The following is a 17,168-nucleotide window of genomic DNA, read 5'->3' as shown; positions in this document are numbered from 1 at the left end:
GCGGATCAGTTGATCACCGGCCATTGTCTGGGGCGTCTTTGATGTTCACGGTGGCGGTGACCGACATGCCCGGACGGATCTTGCCATGCAACGGATTGTCAGCCTTGAACGTCAATTTCACCGGAATCCGCTGCACGACTTTGGTGAAGTTGCCGGTGGCGTTGTCCGGCGGCAACAGGCTGAACTGCGCACCCGAGGCGGCGAACAGACTGTCGACACGCGCCTCGATCGGCGTGTCGCTGTAGGCGTCGAAAGTCAGTTCGGCTTTTTGGCCGGGGACCATGTGGCCGATCTGGGTTTCCTTGAAGTTGGCCTGCACCCAGATGTCTTCGTCCGGGACGATCGACAGCAGGTACGCGCCGGCCTGCACCACTTGGCCGTTGCGCGCGGCACGCTGGCCGACCATGCCGCTGATCGGCGCGTGGATATCGCTGCGGGTCAGGTTGAGTTCGGCTTGCGCCAGATCGGCGCGGGCGTTGGCGATCTGCGCGTCGAGGCGTTTGATCTCGGCGGTCAGTGCGTTGACCTGCTGGCGCTGACTCTGCGCATCGGCCTGAGCCTTGGCCACTTGCGAGCGGGCGATATGGTTGTCGGCGGAGAGGGTGGTGACCCGCTCCTCGGACACAAAACCAGGCTTGCGCAGGGCTTCAGCGCGAGACAGATCTATCTGCGAGCGACCCAGCGATGCCTGGGAGGCGGCCACTTGCGCGTCGCTGGCGGCGATCAGGCTCGATTGCTGAGTCAATTTGCTTTGTGCCTGCAAACGCTCGGCTTCGCGGGTGGCGAGGGCGGCGCTGGCGCGATCCACGGCCAGGCGGAAATCATTGGGTTCGAGGCGTACCAGCAATTGGCCTTTTTCCACGTGCTGGTTGTCCTGCACCAGCACTTCGTCGATGCGCGCGCTCAACTGGCTGGAGACGCGGGTGATCTCGCCCTGGACATAGGCATTGTCGGTGCTTTCATAAAAGCGTCCCTTGAAAAACCAATGGGCGAAGAAGCCCCCGGCAATCAACAGAACCAGCAGCAGGAAAACGAACAGGCGACGCTTGAGTTGGGCAGGCATGGGCAAACTGTAGTCGAGGAATTGTAAGGAAAGTTATCAGGGGGAGAATCTGGCACGAAGCCGATAAACGGTAAATGCTGTCGACCGATATTCGGCCATTCGCCACGCTCTATGGGCGTTCCAGCCGCAAACTTGGCTTAAATGCCCTGCCCGCTGGAGCGGGGCGGGTGTCGCCTGTTACCATTCGCCGCTTGATTGTTTTGCTTTTCATTCTTTTCGAGACATGCCATGACCACCGTCCGCACTCGCATCGCGCCATCGCCTACCGGGGACCCCCACGTAGGTACCGCTTACATCGCATTGTTCAACTACTGCTTTGCCAAGCAGCATGGCGGTGAGTTCATCCTGCGCATCGAAGACACCGACCAGTTGCGTTCGACCCGCGAGTCCGAGCAGCAGATTTTCGACGCCCTGCGCTGGCTGGGGATCGACTGGAGCGAAGGCCCGGATGTCGGCGGCCCGCACGGCCCGTACCGGCAGAGCGAGCGTGGCGATATCTATCAGAAGTATTGCCAGCAACTGGTGGACATGGGCCACGCGTTCCCATGCTTCTGCACCGCTGAAGAACTGGACCAGATGCGCGCCGAACAAATGGCGCGCGGCGAAACCCCGCGTTACGACGGCCGCGCGCTGCTGTTGTCCAAGGAAGAAGTCGCGGCGCGTCTGGCCGCTGGCGAGCCGCACGTGATCCGTATGAAGGTGCCGACCGAAGGCGTCTGCGTGGTGCCGGACATGCTGCGTGGTGATGTCGAGATCCCGTGGGATCGCATGGACATGCAAGTGCTGATGAAGACCGACGGCCTGCCGACGTACTTCCTCGCCAACGTGGTCGACGACCACCTGATGGGCATCACCCACGTGCTGCGCGGCGAAGAATGGCTGCCGTCGGCGCCGAAACTGATCCTGCTCTACGAGTACTTCGGCTGGGAACAACCGGAGCTGTGCTACATGCCGCTGCTGCGTAACCCGGACAAGAGCAAGCTGTCCAAACGCAAGAACCCGACCTCGGTGACCTTCTACGAGCGCATGGGCTTCATGCCCGAAGCGATGCTCAACTACCTCGGTCGCATGGGCTGGTCGATGCCGGACGAGCGCGAGAAGTTCTCGCTGCAGGAAATGGTCGACAACTTCGACCTCAAGCGTGTGTCCCTCGGCGGGCCGATTTTCGACATTGAGAAGCTGTCTTGGCTCAACGGCCAGTGGCTGCGTGACCTGCCGGTGGAAGAGTTCGCCGCGCGTGTGCAGAAGTGGGCGTTCAATTCCGAATACATGATGAAGATCGCGCCGCATGTCCAGGGCCGCGTGGAAACCTTCAGCCAGGTTGCACCGTTGGCCGGGTTCTTCTTTGCCGGTGGTGTCAATCCGGATGCCAAGCTGTTCGAGTCGAAAAAGCTCTCGGGCGATCAGGTGCGTCAGCTGATGCAGTTGATCCTGTGGAAGCTGGAAAGCCTGCGTCAGTGGGAGAAGGACAGCATCACCGCGACGATTCAGGCGGTAGTCGAATCCCTTGAGCTGAAGCTGCGTGACGCGATGCCGCTGATGTTTGCCGCGATCACCGGGCAGGCAAGCTCGGTATCGGTGCTCGATGCGATGGAAATCCTCGGCCCGGACCTGACCCGTTTCCGTTTGCGCCAGGCGATTGACCTGCTGGGTGGCGTGTCGAAGAAAGAAAACAAAGAGTGGGAAAAGCTGCTGGGCGCTATCGCCTAAGCGTTTGCGGCTTGTGTAGGAGCTGCCGAAGGCTGCGATCTTTTGCTCTTGCTTCTAAAGACCAACGGCAAAAGATCGCAGGCTGCGCCAGCTCCTACAGGTCGGCGGCGTGCGTAAACCTCCCGGATTTTCGGGGGGAGGGCGGTAAGTGATTGTTATGCCGACAAAAAACTTTGAATTTTTTCAAAAATAAGTTTGACAGGCTTTCGATACGCCCTTAAGATTCGCCCCGTCCTCAGCGATGACATCAACGATGAGGGGCTATAGCTCAGCTGGGAGAGCGCTTGCATGGCATGCAAGAGGTCGACGGTTCGATCCCGTCTAGCTCCACCAATTTACACTTCGAAGCCTGGCCACACCGGCTTCGAAGCGATCAACACTCAGCGTTGATCAGTTGTATGGAAGGGTTTGCGTCCCCTTCGTCTAGTGGCCTAGGACACCGCCCTTTCACGGCGGTAACAGGGGTTCGAGTCCCCTAGGGGACGCCAGTTTTACAGAAGCGATGTTGCAAGATGTCGCTCCGCCGCGAGGCGAAAAATCCGGGGCTATAGCTCAGCTGGGAGAGCGCCTGCATGGCATGCAGGAGGTCAGCGGTTCGATCCCGCTTAGCTCCACCAATTTTACAGTTCAAGGTCTGGCCACACCGGCCTTGAATCGGATCAGATCTCAGCACTGATCAGCTGTATAGAAGGGTTTGTGTCCCCTTCGTCTAGTGGCCTAGGACACCGCCCTTTCACGGCGGTAACAGGGGTTCGAGTCCCCTAGGGGACGCCACGATTACCCGCTCTGCGGGATTTATAAGGGTCATTCAATTATTGAATGGCCCTTTTGTTTGTCTGGCGTTTGGCCAACTCTCCATTTTCCTTACACTGTGCTTCAGACCAGCGGTCATATCCTCGACTTGCAGAATATTATTATGCGAATAATATTCTAGGCGTAATATTCGGAGGCAACGATGAACGATAAAAAAGCTCAAACCCGCGAACGCATCCTCAAGGCTGCCAGCGCTGCGCTGATGCAGCGGGGTCCGGCGGATCCCAGCGTAGGCGAAGTGATGGGTGCCGCCGGCCTGACTGTTGGTGGTTTCTACGCGCACTTCGAAAGCAAGGACGCGATGATGCTCGAAGCGTTCAAGCAACTGCTCAGCCGTCGACGCGACCTGATTGCCGACATGGACTCCGAGCTGACCGGCGAAGAGCGTCGCGCCCTGGTTGCTGCGTTCTATCTGTCGCGCAAGCATCGGGATTCCAGCGATGCTGCGTGCCCGATACCGGCTTCGATTGGCGAACTGGGGCGTCTGCCGGAATCCTTCCGCATCGCACTGAACGAACACCTGGAATTGATGATTGCGCAGTTGGCGTCCAGCCCCGAGGACACCGACAAGGCATTGGCCGATGTGGCGTTGATGGTGGGTGGTCTGGCGCTGGCACGCGCGCTGGGCCCGGGCGATTTATCCGATCGATTGCTGCGCGCTGCCAAGTCGGCGGTGCGTTGACCTGAAGGCAATACGCCTGAGGAGAGAGCGATGAACACGTTGAAGTGGGTTCGTGGCGTTAATGGCACCTTGGGCTGGATTGCACCAAAGCGGGTAGCGAGCAAAATGCGCGTAGCGTTCATGACGCCGCGCACGTTGCCGCTGCGCGATTGGGAGCTGCCGCTGCTGGCGAGCTCCGAACGCATCACTTTGCGCTTTGGCCTGTCGGCGCTGCGCTGGGGCCAAGGCCCGGCGGTGCTGCTGATGCACGGCTGGGAAGGGCGACCCACGCAGTTTGCGGCGTTGATCACAGCGCTGGTCGAGGCCGGTTACACCGTCGTTGCCCTTGATGGTCCGGCTCATGGTCGTTCGCCGGGGCGTGAAGCCAACGTCGTACTGTTCGCCCGCGCCATGCTCGAAGCAGCCGCCGAACTGCCACCGCTGCAAGCCGTCATCGGCCACTCCATGGGCGGCGCCAGTGCCATGCTCGCGGTCCAATTGGGGTTGCGTACAGAAACCCTGGTCAGCATCGCGGCGCCCGCACGGATCCTGGGAGTGCTGCGTGGTTTCGCCCGTTACGTCGGCATGCCGCCGCGGGCACGATCCGCCTTCATCCGTCAGGTCGAGCAGGATGTCGGCATGCGCGCCGCCACCCTAGATGTCGCGCACTATCAACTGGATATGCCGGGCCTGATCGTGCATGCCGAGGATGACAATTTCGTCCCGGTCAAGGAATCGCAATTGATCCACGAGTCCTGGTTCGACAGTCGCCTGTTGCGCCTGGAAAGCGGCGGTCACCAGCGCGTACTGGCCGACCCTCGGGTGGTTGATGGCGTGTTATCACTGCTGGCAGGGCGCAGTCTTCAGACGCGGCAATCGGCCTGACATCCGTTACACTGCCCCGGTTGAATAATCTGACCGGGAGTGGGGCATGGGCTGGGATCGGGCAACGCCGTTCACCATTGATCTGCAAGTAGGCGCCGAGGACATCGACGGGCTGGGCCACGCCAACAACGCGGTGTACGTGACCTGGCTCGAACGCTGCGCCTGGCGTCACTCGCAGCGTCTGGGGCTGGATCTGGTCGAGTACCGGCGCCTGGATCGGGCGATGGCCGTGGTGCGGCACGAAATCGATTACCTGGCGGCGGCCTACGAAGGCGACGAGCTGCAACTGGCAACCTGGATCGTCGATTGGGATCAGCGCCTGAAAATGACCCGGCACTTCCAGCTGATCCGCCCCAGCGACAACGCCACCCTGTTGCGCGCCCAGACCACTTTCGTCTGCATCGAACTGTCCACCGGCAAGCCCAAGCGCATGCCGGCAGAGTTCATCGAGGGTTACGGCCCGGCGATCCAGTCCCCAGCCTGACCCAGTCCTTGTAGGAGCTGCCGAAGGCTGCGATCTTTTGATTGTGATCTTTAAAAATCAAAGTCAAAAGATCGCAGCCTGCGGCAGCTCCTACAGGTGGTCGTGGGTTTAACCGGCTTAATCCAGTAAACTGCCGCACGTTTTTTCTTCCTGAGTAGTGTGTTCCCCATGCAAATTGCCCTGGCGCCCATGGAGGGGTTGGTCGACGACATCCTGCGCGACGTGCTGACCCGCGTTGGCGGCATCGACTGGTGCGTGACCGAATTCATTCGGGTCAACGATCAGCTGCTCACCCCGGCTTATTTCCACAAGTTCGGCCCGGAGCTGCTCAACGGCGCCCGCACCCGTTCCGGCGTGCCGCTGCGCGTGCAATTGTTGGGTTCCGATCCGGTGTGCCTGGCGGAAAACGCGGCGCTGGCCTGCGAACTCGGCTCGCAAGTGATCGACCTGAACTTCGGCTGTCCGGCCAAGACCGTCAACAAATCGCGGGGCGGGGCGGTGCTGCTCAAGGAGCCGGAACTGCTCAACAGCATTGTCGAGCACGTGCGTCGCGCCGTGCCGGCGCACATCCCCGTCACCGCGAAGATGCGCCTGGGTTTCGACAGCCCGGATGGCTCGCTGGTCTGCGCCACCGCGCTGGCCGAGGGCGGCGCCGAACACATCGTGGTGCATGCCCGTACCAAGGTCGATGGCTACAAGCCGCCGGCGCATTGGGAGTGGATTCCGCGGGTGCAGGACGTGGTCAAGGTGCCGGTGTTCGCCAACGGTGATATCTGGAGCGTCGAGGACTGGCGCCGCTGCCGCGAGATCAGCGGCGTCGAAGACATCATGCTCGGACGCGGTCTGGTATCGCGCCCGGATCTTGCCAGGCAGATCGCCGCCGCGCGCGCTGGTGAAGACGTGGTCGAGATGAGCTGGGCCGAGCTGCTGCCGCTGATTCAGGACTTCTGGCTGCAAGCCAAGGCGCAGATGACCGCACGCCAATCGCCGGGTCGCTTGAAGCAGTGGCTGGCGATGCTGACGCGCAATTATCCCGAGGCGACCGAGCTGTTTACTGTGCTGCGTCGCGAGACAGAACCGGACCAGGTCTCGCGTTTACTGGGTTTGCCGGTCGCCGAAGCGGCCTGAAAAAAATCTTCAAATACTCTCTTGAAATCATTTTGGCGGTCCCTATCTAAGGGTTACGCGATGCCGAATTCGGGTCGCGGAGACACAAAAACTTGCTGATTGTTTTCAGGAGATTTGAACCATGAGTACTGCATTTTCCCTGGCACCACTGTTCCGTTCTTCGGTGGGTTTCGACCGTTTCAACGACCTGTTCGAAACCGCTCTGCGCAACGAGCCAGGCAGCACCTACCCACCCTACAACGTGGAAAAACACGGTGACGATCAATACCGCATCGTCGTGGCGGCCGCCGGTTTCCAGGAAGAAGACCTGGAGCTGCAAGTCGAGAAGGGTGTGCTGACCATCAGTGGCGGCAAGCGTGATGTCAACGAAGGCGTGACCTTCCTGCATCAAGGCATTGCCCAGCGGGCTTTCAAGCTGTCCTTCCGCCTGGCTGATCACATCGAGATCAAGGCCGCCGATCTGAGCAACGGTCTGCTGAGCATCGACCTGTTGCGGGTGATCCCGGAAGAAGCGAAAGCCAAGCGCATCCCGATCAACGGAGCGCAAAAGCCGGTTCTGCAATAAGACCGAGCAATAAAAAAGGGCGCCACTGGCGCCCTTTTTTTGTGCCCGTCATTCGAGCATCTTTTTCAATGCTTCCAGTGCAACCGGCCGACTGTGCAGGTAGCCCTGATACAAATGGCAGCCGAGCCCTTGCAGGAACGCCAGTTGCTCCGGCGTCTCCACGCCTTCGGCAATCACCTCCAGTTCCAGGCTGCGGGCCATGGCGACGATGGCGCGGATGATCTCGGCGTCGTTGGGGTCGGTGGTTGCGTCGCGGATGAACGACTGGTCGATTTTCAGAGTATCGACCGGCAGGCGTTTGAGGTAAGTCAGCGATGAATAGCCGGTGCCGAAATCGTCCATGGCGAAGCTCACACCGAGTTTTTTCAGGCGACGCATTTTGCTGATGGTGTCTTCCAGGTTCTGGATGACGATGCCTTCGGTGATCTCCAGTTTCAGCAGCGAGCAGGGCAGGCCGTGGCTGCTCATGCTGTGTTCGATACGTTCGACGAAGTCGTTCTGGCGGAACTGCCGTGGGCTGATGTTCACGCACAGGCTGAAGTTGAGCGGGTCGACCAGTTTCAGCGCGATCAATTGTTTGAACGCCTCGCAGGCTTCATCGAGAATCCAGGTGCCGACTTCCAGAATCAGACCGCTGTCTTCCAGTACCTTGATGAATTCGGTGGGCGATTGCGCACCCAGTTCCGGGTGGTTCCAGCGCACCAGCGCTTCGGCACCGATGATGCGGTTGTCCTGCGCGTCGACCTGCGGCTGGTAATGCACGTTGAACTCGCCACGGGACAGCGCCAGACGCAAGTCAGTCTCCATGCGCAGCCGTTCGCTGGCCGCTTTCTGCATGGTGTTGTGGTACATCTGCGTGGTGTTGCGCCCGGAGTCCTTGGCCCGGTAAAGGGCAATGTCGGCGCGCTTGAGCAGGTCGGTCGGGGTCGAGCCGTGGTCGGGAATCAGCGCCACGCCGATACTCGGTGTCACTTGCAGGCGCTGGCCGTCGAGGAACATCGGCTCCGACAGCAGCTCGCGAATGGTGTCGGCGAGTTCGCGCACTTGCGCGCTGACCTCGTTGCGCGTGCCTTCGAGACCGCTGAGCAGTACCACGAATTCATCGCCGCCGAGACGCGCCACCGTGTCCTCCATGCGCACGCTGGCTTCGAGCCGTGCGGTGATGATTTTCAGCACCGTATCGCCGACCGGATGGCCCAGCGAGTCGTTGATGTGCTTGAAGTGGTCAAGGTCGAGGAACAGCAGCGCACCGCGCAGGTTGTGGCGCTTGAGCAGGGCGATCTGCTGGCTCAGGCGATCCATCAGCAAGGCGCGGTTGGGCAGGTTGGTCAGCGGGTCGTGATAGGCCAGGTGGCGGATCTGCGCCTCGGCATTTTTCAGCAGGCTGACGTCGCGCGCGGTCAGCAGCAGGCACGCGGTTTCGTTGAGGGTGATCGGTTCGATCGACACCTCCACCGTCAGCAACTCGCCGCGCTTGTTGCGTCCGAGCATTTCCTGATGATGCACGCGGCCCTTGATCTGCAGTTCGGCGAGCAGCGCCGAGCGTTGTTTCTCTTCGGCCCAGATGCCGATCTGATACACGGTCTTGCCCACCACCTCGTCGGCGCGATAGCCGGTCAGGCGGCAGAAGCCGTCGTTGACCTCCAGATAGCGCCCGGTGTCGCGCTCGGTGATGGTGATCGCGTCGGGGCTGGAGTGAAACGCCTTGGCGAATTTCTCTTCGCTGGCCTTGAGTGCGGCCTCGGAGCGTTGCTGTTGAGTGATGTCGCGCAGGGTGGTGACGATGCACGGCTGATTGCCAACGCTGATCTGCCGACTGGAAATCACACACGTCAGCGACTGGCCGTCCTTGTGCTGGACGATGATCGCGACATTGCTCAGGCCCTGTTCGCGGATGACGCGTTCGATGCGTTGCAGGCTCTTTGCCGAGGCGTCCCACAGGCCGATGTCCTCGGCGGTGCGCCCGATCACGTCGGCGGCGCTCCAGCCGAAGGTCTGGGTGAAGCTGTTGTTGATTTCGATGAACTCGCCGCTGTCCTGACGGGTGACGCAGATCGGGTCCGGACTGACCTGAAACAGCGTGGCGAATTTCTCTTCCGAGGCCACCAGACGTTGCTCGCGCTCGACCTGATCGGTGATGTCCAGCAAGGTCCCGGCCATGCGCAGCGGCGCGCCGTTCTCGTCGCGGTAGAGGCGGGCGCGGCTTTCCAGATAACGTGAGCTGCCGTCGGGCAGTTGCACGCGATAAGTCAGCTGATAGTTGCCGGCCGGGCCCTCGCGCAGGCTGCGGTAGGCGTCGCGCATGCTGTCGCGCTCTTCGCCGGGCACGCCTTCGAAAAACTCTTCAAATGACTCGTGAAACGGGATCGGTTCCAGCCCGTGCAATTGCGCGGCCCGCGCCGAGCCGTAGAGCATGCCGCTGGGGATGTGCCAGTCCCAGGTGCCGAGTTGCGCCGAGTCCAGCGCCAGATCGAGACGTTCCTGGCTGTCTTTCAAGGCGTGTTCGGCAGCTTTGCGCTCGGTGGTATCGAGGAATGTGCTGAGCAGATATGGCTGGCCTTCGAGTTCGACCTTTTGCGCGCTGAGAATGCCGTCATGGATCTGCCCGTTACTGGCGCGAAACTGTACTTCCATGCTGACCAGTTCGCCTTTGGCCTTGGTCTTTTTCACCAGCTCGGTACGTTGTTCGGGGTGTACCCACAGGCCCAGCTCCAGGGTGGTGCGGCCAATGGCGCTCTGCACCGGCCAACCGAACAGGCTTTCGAAATACTGGTTGGCCTCGCTGATCAGGCCGTCTTCCTGGCGCGTCAGCAGCACCATGTTCGGGCACAGATGAAAGAGTGTGGCGAAACGTTTCTCCGAGCTGCTGAGGGCCTGTTCGCGTTGACGTTGGTGGGTGATTTCGCGAATCACCCCGATCATTCGGGGACGGCCGTTTTTGTCCGGCAGCAGGCTGCCGCTGATTTCCAGCCAGTGCAGGCTGCCGTCGGGCCAGCGGATGCGGTGGTGCATCGCCTGTTCCAGCGGCGCGCCGGCAATCACCGCGTGGAAGGCGCGCACGGTTTTCGCCCGGTCTTCGGGTGGCAGCAGGTCGAGGTATTCGAGGTCTTGGGGCAGCGGTTGCCGTGGATCGAAACCGAACAGCGCCTGAGTGCCCCGTGACCAACTGATTTGACCACGCTCGATGTCCCAATACCAGGCGCCGAGCCGGGCGCCGTTGAGTGCGGCGAGCAGTTGCGGCGCACTCTCCCAGCTCTGCTCGGAACGTCGCGGATCAATGGCCTGAATACGCGGCATCGGCGGAATTCGGTCAACAGATTTCGGCATTGTTAACGGGCCTTGAGCTGATGGTGGCGTTAGGCACAGGGACAGCGGCTCTATAGGAGTAGCACAAGTTAGCCTGGAGTCCCTGGCAGATCGATTTGCGCATCCAGCAAGGCCATGAAAGCCCTTGCCGCATTCGACAGCGTCCGTTCGGTGTGCACGATATAGCCTAGCTGGCGACTGAGCTGTATGCCCGGCAAAGGTATGCGCGCCACCTGTTCGTCAAGCATGGTACGGGGCAGAACACTCCAGGCCAGTCCAATGGACACCATCATCTTGATGGTTTCCAGGTAGTTGGTGCTCATGGCGATGTTCGGCGTCAGCCCTTGGGCTTCGAACAAGCGTTGGACAATGTGATGAGTAAAGGTGTTGCCGCCGGGAAAAACTGCCGGATGACCGGCAACGTCCGCCAGGCTCACGGCGCCATTGCTGATCAGCGAATGCTCCGGCGCTACCACGAAATCCAGCGGGTCGTCCCACACCGGCGTGGCTTTGACCAGTGTGTGCGGCTCCGGGGCCAGAGTGATTACCGCCAGCTCGGCGCGGCCGTGGAGAATTTCTTCGTAGGCCACTTCCGAATCGAGGAACTGAATATCCAGCGCCACTTGTGGGTAGCGGCGGGTGAATTCCCTCAAGAGTGGCGGCAAACGGTGCAGGCCGATGTGGTGACTGGTGGCCAGGGTCAGACGACCGCTGACTTCACCGGTCAGGTTGGTCAGGGCGCGCCGCGTGTCGTCCAGCACGTTGAGAATCTGGTACGCCCGGGGCAGCAGAGCGCGGCCGGCTTCGGTCAGGCCGACTTCACGACCCAGGCGGTCGAACAGTCGCACGTTCAATTGTTGCTCCAGCCCGGCGATGCGTTTGCTGATCGCCGGTTGGGTCAGATGCAGGCGTTCCCCGGCGCCGGAGAAGCTGCCAGTCTCGGCGATGGCGATAAACGCATTGAGGTTGGCCAGATCCATGGTTTGTATTCCAGTTGGTTATCCAAAGCATAAAAAATATGAATTTGAGTTATTTAATGTAACCCCATAGGATCGGCCTCACAAGCCAAAGGGTTATTGATAAGCCCAGGGCATAGAAACAAGCTGATGAGGAACCGTCTGATGGCCGGCAAAACGCTCTACGACAAGCTCTGGGATTCGCATTTGGTCAAGCAGCGCGACGATGGCTCGGCGCTGATCTATATCGATCGTCACATCATCCACGAAGTGACCTCGCCGCAAGCCTTCGAAGGCCTGCGTCTGGCCGGGCGCAAGCCGTGGCGCATCGATGCCAACATCGCGACCCCGGACCACAACGTACCGACCACGCCAGAACGCAAGGGCGGCATCACGGCCATTGCCGACCAGGTCTCGCGTTTGCAGGTTCAGACCCTCGATGACAACTGTGATGAGTACGGCATCGTCGAGTTCAAGATGAACGACATCCGTCAGGGCATCGTCCACGTGATCAGCCCGGAGCAGGGCGCAACCTTGCCGGGCATGACCGTGGTCTGCGGCGACTCGCACACCTCGACCCACGGCGCCTTCGGTGCCTTGGCGCACGGGATCGGCACTTCCGAGGTCGAGCACGTGCTCGCCACCCAGTGCCTGGTCGCCAAGAAGATGAAAAACATGCTGGTGCGCGTCGAGGGCCAGTTGCCGTTCGGCGTGACCGCCAAAGACATCGTCCTCGCGGTGATCGGCAAGATCGGCACCGCCGGCGGTAACGGCCATGCCATCGAATTCGCCGGCAGCGCGATTCGTGATCTGTCCGTCGAAGGCCGCATGACCATCTGCAACATGTCCATCGAAGCCGGCGCCCGCGTGGGTCTGGTGGCAGCGGATGAAAAGACCGTCGAGTACGTCAAGGGCCGTCCGTTTGCGCCGAAAGGCGCGCAGTGGGATCAGGCGGTTGAAGCCTGGAAAGACCTGGTCTCCGACGCCGATGCCAAGTTCGACACCGTGGTTGAACTCGACGCTGCGCAGATCAAGCCGCAAGTCAGCTGGGGCACTTCGCCTGAAATGGTCTTGGCCGTTGATCAGAACGTGCCGGATCCGGCCAAAGAGATGGATCTGGTCAAGCGCGACTCGATCGTCCGCGCCTTGAAGTACATGGGTTTGAGCGCCAATCAGGCGATCACCGACATTCAGCTGGATCGCGTGTTCATTGGCTCCTGCACCAACTCGCGCATCGAAGACTTGCGCGCTGCAGCCGTGATTGCCAAGGGCCGCAAAGTCGCTTCGACGATCAAGCAGGCCATCGTGGTGCCGGGCTCGGGTCTGGTGAAGGCGCAGGCGGAGGCCGAAGGTCTCGACAAGATTTTCCTCGAAGCCGGTTTTGAGTGGCGTGAGCCGGGTTGCTCGATGTGCCTGGCGATGAACCCGGACCGTTTGGAGTCCGGCGAGCATTGCGCCTCGACCTCCAACCGTAACTTCGAAGGCCGTCAGGGTGCCGGTGGTCGTACCCACCTCGTGAGCCCGGCCATGGCCGCTGCGGCGGCGGTGAACGGTCGTTTCATCGACGTTCGTGAATTGATCTGAAGGAGAGCGCAGCATGAAAGCTTTTACCCAGCACACTGGTCTTGTCGCGCCTCTGGATCGTGCCAACGTCGACACCGACCAGATCATTCCCAAGCAGTTCTTGAAATCGATCAAGCGCACCGGTTTCGGCCCGAACCTGTTCGACGAGTGGCGTTACCTGGATGTCGGCCAGCCGTATCAGGACAACTCCAAGCGCCCGTTGAACAAGGATTTCGTGCTCAACGCCGAGCGCTATCAAGGCGCCAGCGTGTTGCTGGCCCGTGAGAACTTCGGTTGCGGCTCCAGCCGTGAACACGCCCCGTGGGCGCTGGAAGAATACGGTTTCCGCAGCATCATCGCGCCGAGCTACGCCGACATCTTCTTTAACAACAGCTTCAAGAACGGCTTGCTGCCGATCATTCTGAGCGACGCTGAAGTCGATGAGCTGTTCAAGCAGGTCGAGGCCGCGCCGGGCTATCAATTGCAGATCGATCTGCACGAGCAGACCGTGACCAGCCCGAACGGCAAGGTGTACCACTTCGAGATCGACGCGTTCCGCAAGCATTGCCTGCTCAATGGTCTGGATGATATCGGCCTGACCTTGCAGGACGGCGATGCGATTGCCGCGTTCGAGGCCAAGCATCGTGTGAGCCAGCCGTGGTTGTTTCGCGACGCGTGATTGATTCGTGATTGATGTAGTCAGGGCCGGCCTCTTCGCGAGCAGGCTCGCTCCCACACTTGAAATGCATTCTCCTGTGGGAGCGAGCCTGCTCGCGAAGACGGTCGCTCAAACAACACAAATGCAGGATGTGACCATGACCAGCACCGCCCAGCACAGCCAGGTCGTACAAAAGCAGTTCGGTGAACAGGCCGCCGCCTACCTGAGCAGCGCCGTTCACGCTCAAGGCACCGAATTCGCGCTGCTACAGGCTGAACTGGCCGGGCAGGGCGCGGCCCGGGTGCTGGACCTGGGGTGCGGCGCCGGTCATGTGAGTTTTCATGTGGCGCCACTGGTCAAGGAAGTGGTGGCCTACGACCTGTCGCAGCAGATGCTCGATGTGGTGGCCGCTGCGGCGGTTGATCGCGGCATGAACAACATTGCCACGGTCAACGGCGCCGCCGAGCGTCTGCCGTTTGCCGATGGCGAATTCGATTTCGTGTTCAGCCGTTATTCGGCGCACCATTGGAGCGACCTCGGCGTAGCCCTGCGCGAAGTGCGTCGGGTGCTGAAAACGGGTGGTGTGGCGGCGTTCGTTGACGTGTTGTCACCGGGCAGCCCGCTGTTCGACACCTATCTGCAGAGCGTTGAAGTGCTGCGCGACACCAGCCATGTGCGCGATTATTCTGCCGGCGAGTGGTTGCGTCAGGTCAGCGAGGCCGGGCTGCATACCCGCAGCACCACGCGTCAGCGTCTGCGTCTGGAGTACAGCAGCTGGGTCGAGCGCATGCGCACGCCCGAGGTGATGCGCGCGGCGATTCGCCAGTTGCAGCAGTCGATGGGCAACGAAGTGCGCGAATATTTTGAGATTGATGCCGACGGCTCGTTCAGTACAGATGTAATCGTATTGATGGCTGAGCGATAAGAATTTTTCCGGGCGCGCCCTGAGTGGCGCACCGACTGATGACATGAGGAAAGCATGAGCAAGCAGATTCTGATTCTCCCAGGTGACGGTATTGGTCCGGAAATCATGGCCGAAGCGGTCAAGGTGCTGGAGCTGGCCAACGACAAGTACAGCCTGGGCTTCGAGCTGAGCCATGACGTGATCGGTGGTGCCGCCATCGACAAGCACGGCGTGCCGCTGGCCGACGAAACGCTCGACCGCGCCCGTGCTGCCGACGCCGTCCTGCTGGGCGCCGTGGGCGGCCCGAAATGGGACGCCATCGAGCGCGACATCCGCCCTGAGCGCGGCCTGCTGAAGATTCGTGCGCAACTGGGCCTGTTCGGCAACCTGCGTCCGGCGATCCTCTACCCGCAACTGGCCGACGCTTCGAGCCTGAAGCCGGAAATCGTGGCCGGTCTGGACATCCTGATCGTCCGTGAGCTGACCGGCGGCATCTACTTCGGCGCGCCACGCGGCACCCGCACCCTGGACAACGGCGAGCGTCAGTCCTACGACACCCTGCCGTACAGCGAAAGCGAAATCCGCCGAATCGCCCGCGTCGGTTTCGACATGGCCATGGTTCGCGGCAAAAAGCTGTGCTCGGTGGACAAGGCCAACGTGCTGGCGTCCAGCCAACTGTGGCGTGAAGTGGTCGAGCAGGTCGCCAAGGATTACCCTGAAGTCGAACTGAGCCACATGTACGTCGACAACGCCGCCATGCAGCTGGTGCGCGCGCCGAAGCAGTTCGACGTGATCGTCACCGACAACATGTTCGGCGACATCCTGTCCGACGAAGCCTCGATGCTCACCGGATCGATCGGCATGCTGCCGTCGGCTTCGCTGGATTCGAACAACAAGGGCATGTACGAGCCGTGCCACGGTTCGGCGCCGGACATCGCCGGTAAAGGCATTGCCAACCCGCTGGCGACCATTCTGTCGGTGTCGATGATGCTGCGTTACAGCTTCAATCTGCACGACGCGGCCGATGCCATCGAGAAAGCCGTCAGCGTGGTGCTGGATCAAGGCTTGCGTACCGGCGACATCTATTCGGCCGGTTGCACTAAAGTCGGAACGCAGGAAATGGGTGACGCAGTAGTCGCCGCGCTGCGGAATCTGTAATCTCTCGGGCCCGCTGCGAAATTCAATACAAAGCAGCGGCCCACTTTTCAAGAAGGTGTAGTTGCGATGAAACGTGTAGGTCTGATCGGTTGGCGCGGCATGGTCGGTTCCGTGCTCATGCAGCGGATGCTGGAAGAGCAGGATTTCGATCTTATCGAGCCGGTGTTTTTCACCACTTCCAATGTCGGTGGCCAAGGCCCGTCCGTGGGCAAGGACATTGCTCCGCTCAAGGACGCTTACAGCATTGAAGAGCTGAAAACCCTCGACGTGATCCTGACCTGCCAGGGCGGCGACTACACCAGCGAAGTGTTCCCGAAGCTGCGCGAAGCCGGCTGGCAGGGTTACTGGATCGACGCGGCGTCCAGCCTGCGCATGAACGATGACGCGGTCATCATTCTCGATCCGGTCAACCGCAAGGTCATCGACCAGCAACTGGACGCGGGTACCAAAAACTACATCGGCGGCAACTGCACCGTCAGCCTGATGCTGATGGGCCTGGGCGGTCTGTTCGAAGCCGGTCTGGTCGAGTGGATGAGCGCCATGACCTATCAGGCGGCCTCCGGCGCCGGCGCACAGAACATGCGTGAACTGATCAAGCAGATGGGCGCGACCCACGCTGCGGTGGCCGATCAACTGGCCGATCCGGCCAGCGCGATCCTCGACATCGACCGTCGCGTGGCCGAAGCCATGCGCAGCGACGCGTACCCGACCGAGAACTTCGGCGTACCGCTGGCCGGCAGCCTGATCCCGTGGATCGACAAGGAACTGCCGAACGGCCAGAGCCGTGAAGAGTGGAAGGCCCAGGCCGAGACCAACAAGATCCTTGGTCGCTTCAAGAGCCCGATCCCGGTCGACGGTATCTGCGTGCGCATCGGCGCCATGCGTTGCCACAGCCAGGCACTGACCATCAAGCTGAACAAAGACGTGCCGATCGCTGATATCGAAGGGCTGATCAGCCAGCACAACCCTTGGGTCAAACTGGTGCCGAACAACCGCGACATCAGCATGCAGGAGCTCAGCCCGACCAAGGTCACCGGCACCCTGAACGTCCCGGTGGGTCGTCTGCGCAAGCTGAACATGGGTTCGCAATTCGTCGGTGCCTTCACCGTCGGCGACCAACTGCTGTGGGGCGCGGCCGAACCGCTGCGTCGCATGCTGCGGATCCTGCTGGAACGTTGATCGCTTGATGCAATGAAAGAACCCGTGCCTTGTGAGAGGTGCGGGTTTTTTTATGCCTTGGATTTTCGGGTATCAGCTCTGGCCTCATCGCTGGCAAGCCAGCTCCCACAGGTTTCAGGTGTGTACAAATATCTG

At 60.9% G+C, this 17,168-nt stretch carries 14 protein-coding genes and 4 tRNA genes; 15 read left to right on the top strand and 3 right to left on the bottom strand.

Translation table 11 applies throughout. The annotated features are described in order from the left end of the window. Positions 1–13: 13 nt before the first annotated feature. On the bottom strand, positions 14–1,063 hold the full coding sequence (locus GTQ41_RS17430; RefSeq protein WP_047293197.1) for an HlyD family secretion protein: 1,050 nt from the start codon (positions 1,061–1,063) through the stop codon (positions 14–16). A gap of 228 nt (positions 1,064–1,291) precedes the next feature. On the opposite strand from GTQ41_RS17430, the gene gltX reads away from it, so the two are divergent. From gltX to GTQ41_RS17380, 10 genes are all read left to right on the top strand, one after another. Then, complete coding sequence (gene gltX, locus GTQ41_RS17425; RefSeq protein WP_047293199.1) at positions 1,292–2,773, top strand: glutamate--tRNA ligase; 1,482 nt, start codon at positions 1,292–1,294, stop codon at positions 2,771–2,773. 257 nt (positions 2,774–3,030) lie between these two features. After that, positions 3,031–3,106, top strand: a tRNA-Ala gene (locus GTQ41_RS17420). Between the two features lie 79 nt (positions 3,107–3,185). After that, positions 3,186–3,261 (top strand) — tRNA-Glu (locus tag GTQ41_RS17415). 53 nt (positions 3,262–3,314) lie between these two features. Then, positions 3,315–3,390, top strand: a tRNA-Ala gene (locus tag GTQ41_RS17410). 81 nt (positions 3,391–3,471) lie between these two features. Next, positions 3,472–3,547, top strand: a tRNA-Glu gene (locus GTQ41_RS17405). A 181-nt stretch (positions 3,548–3,728) separates the two neighbouring features. Further along, positions 3,729–4,268, top strand: a complete 540-nt coding sequence (locus GTQ41_RS17400; protein WP_007969225.1) for a TetR/AcrR family transcriptional regulator — start codon at positions 3,729–3,731, stop codon at positions 4,266–4,268. A 30-nt stretch (positions 4,269–4,298) separates the two neighbouring features. Next, positions 4,299–5,132: an alpha/beta fold hydrolase gene (locus GTQ41_RS17395; protein ID WP_047293200.1), complete on the top strand. Its 834-nt coding sequence runs from the start codon at positions 4,299–4,301 to the stop codon at positions 5,130–5,132. 46 nt (positions 5,133–5,178) lie between these two features. Then, positions 5,179–5,616 carry a thioesterase family protein gene (locus GTQ41_RS17390; RefSeq protein ID WP_047293202.1) on the top strand — a complete coding sequence of 146 codons (438 nt, stop codon included), beginning with the start codon at positions 5,179–5,181 and terminating at the stop codon, positions 5,614–5,616. Between the two features lie 168 nt (positions 5,617–5,784). Next, on the top strand, positions 5,785–6,744 hold the full coding sequence (locus tag GTQ41_RS17385; RefSeq protein ID WP_047293205.1) for a tRNA-dihydrouridine synthase: 960 nt from the start codon (positions 5,785–5,787) through the stop codon (positions 6,742–6,744). Positions 6,745–6,865: 121 nt separating this feature from the next. Then, positions 6,866–7,309, top strand: a complete 444-nt coding sequence (locus GTQ41_RS17380) for an Hsp20 family protein (RefSeq protein ID WP_047293206.1) — start codon at positions 6,866–6,868, stop codon at positions 7,307–7,309. A gap of 48 nt (positions 7,310–7,357) precedes the next feature. Here GTQ41_RS17380 and GTQ41_RS17375 read toward each other — a convergent pair whose 3' ends face one another. Then, on the bottom strand, positions 7,358–10,636 hold the full coding sequence (locus GTQ41_RS17375) for a PAS domain S-box protein (RefSeq protein ID WP_047293208.1): 3,279 nt from the start codon (positions 10,634–10,636) through the stop codon (positions 7,358–7,360). Positions 10,637–10,704: 68 nt separating this feature from the next. Next, the gene (locus GTQ41_RS17370; RefSeq protein WP_041066034.1) at positions 10,705–11,595 is read right to left on the bottom strand and encodes a LysR family transcriptional regulator; all 891 of its coding nucleotides are present in this window, start codon (positions 11,593–11,595) and stop codon (positions 10,705–10,707) included. 141 nt (positions 11,596–11,736) lie between these two features. Here GTQ41_RS17370 and leuC point away from each other — a divergent pair, with 141 nt between their 5' ends. From leuC to asd, 5 genes are all read left to right on the top strand, one after another. Further along, entirely contained in the window at positions 11,737–13,155 is a 1,419-nt protein-coding gene (gene leuC / locus GTQ41_RS17365; protein ID WP_095668812.1) for a 3-isopropylmalate dehydratase large subunit, read from the top strand. Positions 13,156–13,168: 13 nt separating this feature from the next. Further along, positions 13,169–13,813 (top strand): 3-isopropylmalate dehydratase small subunit, encoded by a 645-nt coding sequence (leuD, locus tag GTQ41_RS17360; RefSeq protein WP_047293213.1) that lies wholly within the window; start codon positions 13,169–13,171, stop codon positions 13,811–13,813. A 136-nt stretch (positions 13,814–13,949) separates the two neighbouring features. Then, on the top strand, positions 13,950–14,717 hold the full coding sequence (locus tag GTQ41_RS17355; protein ID WP_047293215.1) for a class I SAM-dependent methyltransferase: 768 nt from the start codon (positions 13,950–13,952) through the stop codon (positions 14,715–14,717). Positions 14,718–14,771: 54 nt separating this feature from the next. Further along, positions 14,772–15,854 (top strand): 3-isopropylmalate dehydrogenase, encoded by a 1,083-nt coding sequence (gene leuB, locus GTQ41_RS17350; RefSeq protein ID WP_047293218.1) that lies wholly within the window; start codon positions 14,772–14,774, stop codon positions 15,852–15,854. Between the two features lie 66 nt (positions 15,855–15,920). Beyond that, positions 15,921–17,033 (top strand): aspartate-semialdehyde dehydrogenase, encoded by a 1,113-nt coding sequence (asd, locus tag GTQ41_RS17345; protein WP_003226428.1) that lies wholly within the window; start codon positions 15,921–15,923, stop codon positions 17,031–17,033. Positions 17,034–17,168: the final 135 nt, after the last annotated feature.

It is taken from the genome of Pseudomonas sp. AN-B15, from assembly GCF_019056475.1.
Taxonomy (GTDB): Bacteria; Pseudomonadota; Gammaproteobacteria; order Pseudomonadales; family Pseudomonadaceae; genus Aquipseudomonas; species Aquipseudomonas parakoreensis.
This window is presented reverse-complemented; position numbering and strand designations above follow the sequence as displayed.

What these genes read in the sequence shown, in the direction of transcription:
- GTQ41_RS17370 (WP_041066034.1), bottom strand. Translation starts at nt 11,595, where the DNA reads ATGGATCTGGCCAACCTCAATGCGTTTATCGCCATCGCCGAGACTGGC.
- GTQ41_RS17390 (WP_047293202.1), top strand. Translation starts at nt 5,179, where the DNA reads ATGGGCTGGGATCGGGCAACGCCGTTCACCATTGATCTGCAAGTAGGC.
- GTQ41_RS17380 (WP_047293206.1), top strand. Translation starts at nt 6,866, where the DNA reads ATGAGTACTGCATTTTCCCTGGCACCACTGTTCCGTTCTTCGGTGGGT.
- GTQ41_RS17375 (WP_047293208.1), bottom strand. Translation starts at nt 10,636, where the DNA reads ATGCCGAAATCTGTTGACCGAATTCCGCCGATGCCGCGTATTCAGGCC.
- GTQ41_RS17395 (WP_047293200.1), top strand. Translation starts at nt 4,299, where the DNA reads ATGAACACGTTGAAGTGGGTTCGTGGCGTTAATGGCACCTTGGGCTGG.
- GTQ41_RS17430 (WP_047293197.1), bottom strand. Translation starts at nt 1,063, where the DNA reads ATGCCTGCCCAACTCAAGCGTCGCCTGTTCGTTTTCCTGCTGCTGGTT.
- GTQ41_RS17400 (WP_007969225.1), top strand. Translation starts at nt 3,729, where the DNA reads ATGAACGATAAAAAAGCTCAAACCCGCGAACGCATCCTCAAGGCTGCC.
- leuC (WP_095668812.1), top strand. Translation starts at nt 11,737, where the DNA reads ATGGCCGGCAAAACGCTCTACGACAAGCTCTGGGATTCGCATTTGGTC.
- asd (WP_003226428.1), top strand. Translation starts at nt 15,921, where the DNA reads ATGAAACGTGTAGGTCTGATCGGTTGGCGCGGCATGGTCGGTTCCGTG.
- gltX (WP_047293199.1), top strand. Translation starts at nt 1,292, where the DNA reads ATGACCACCGTCCGCACTCGCATCGCGCCATCGCCTACCGGGGACCCC.
- leuB (WP_047293218.1), top strand. Translation starts at nt 14,772, where the DNA reads ATGAGCAAGCAGATTCTGATTCTCCCAGGTGACGGTATTGGTCCGGAA.
- leuD (WP_047293213.1), top strand. Translation starts at nt 13,169, where the DNA reads ATGAAAGCTTTTACCCAGCACACTGGTCTTGTCGCGCCTCTGGATCGT.
- GTQ41_RS17355 (WP_047293215.1), top strand. Translation starts at nt 13,950, where the DNA reads ATGACCAGCACCGCCCAGCACAGCCAGGTCGTACAAAAGCAGTTCGGT.
- GTQ41_RS17385 (WP_047293205.1), top strand. Translation starts at nt 5,785, where the DNA reads ATGCAAATTGCCCTGGCGCCCATGGAGGGGTTGGTCGACGACATCCTG.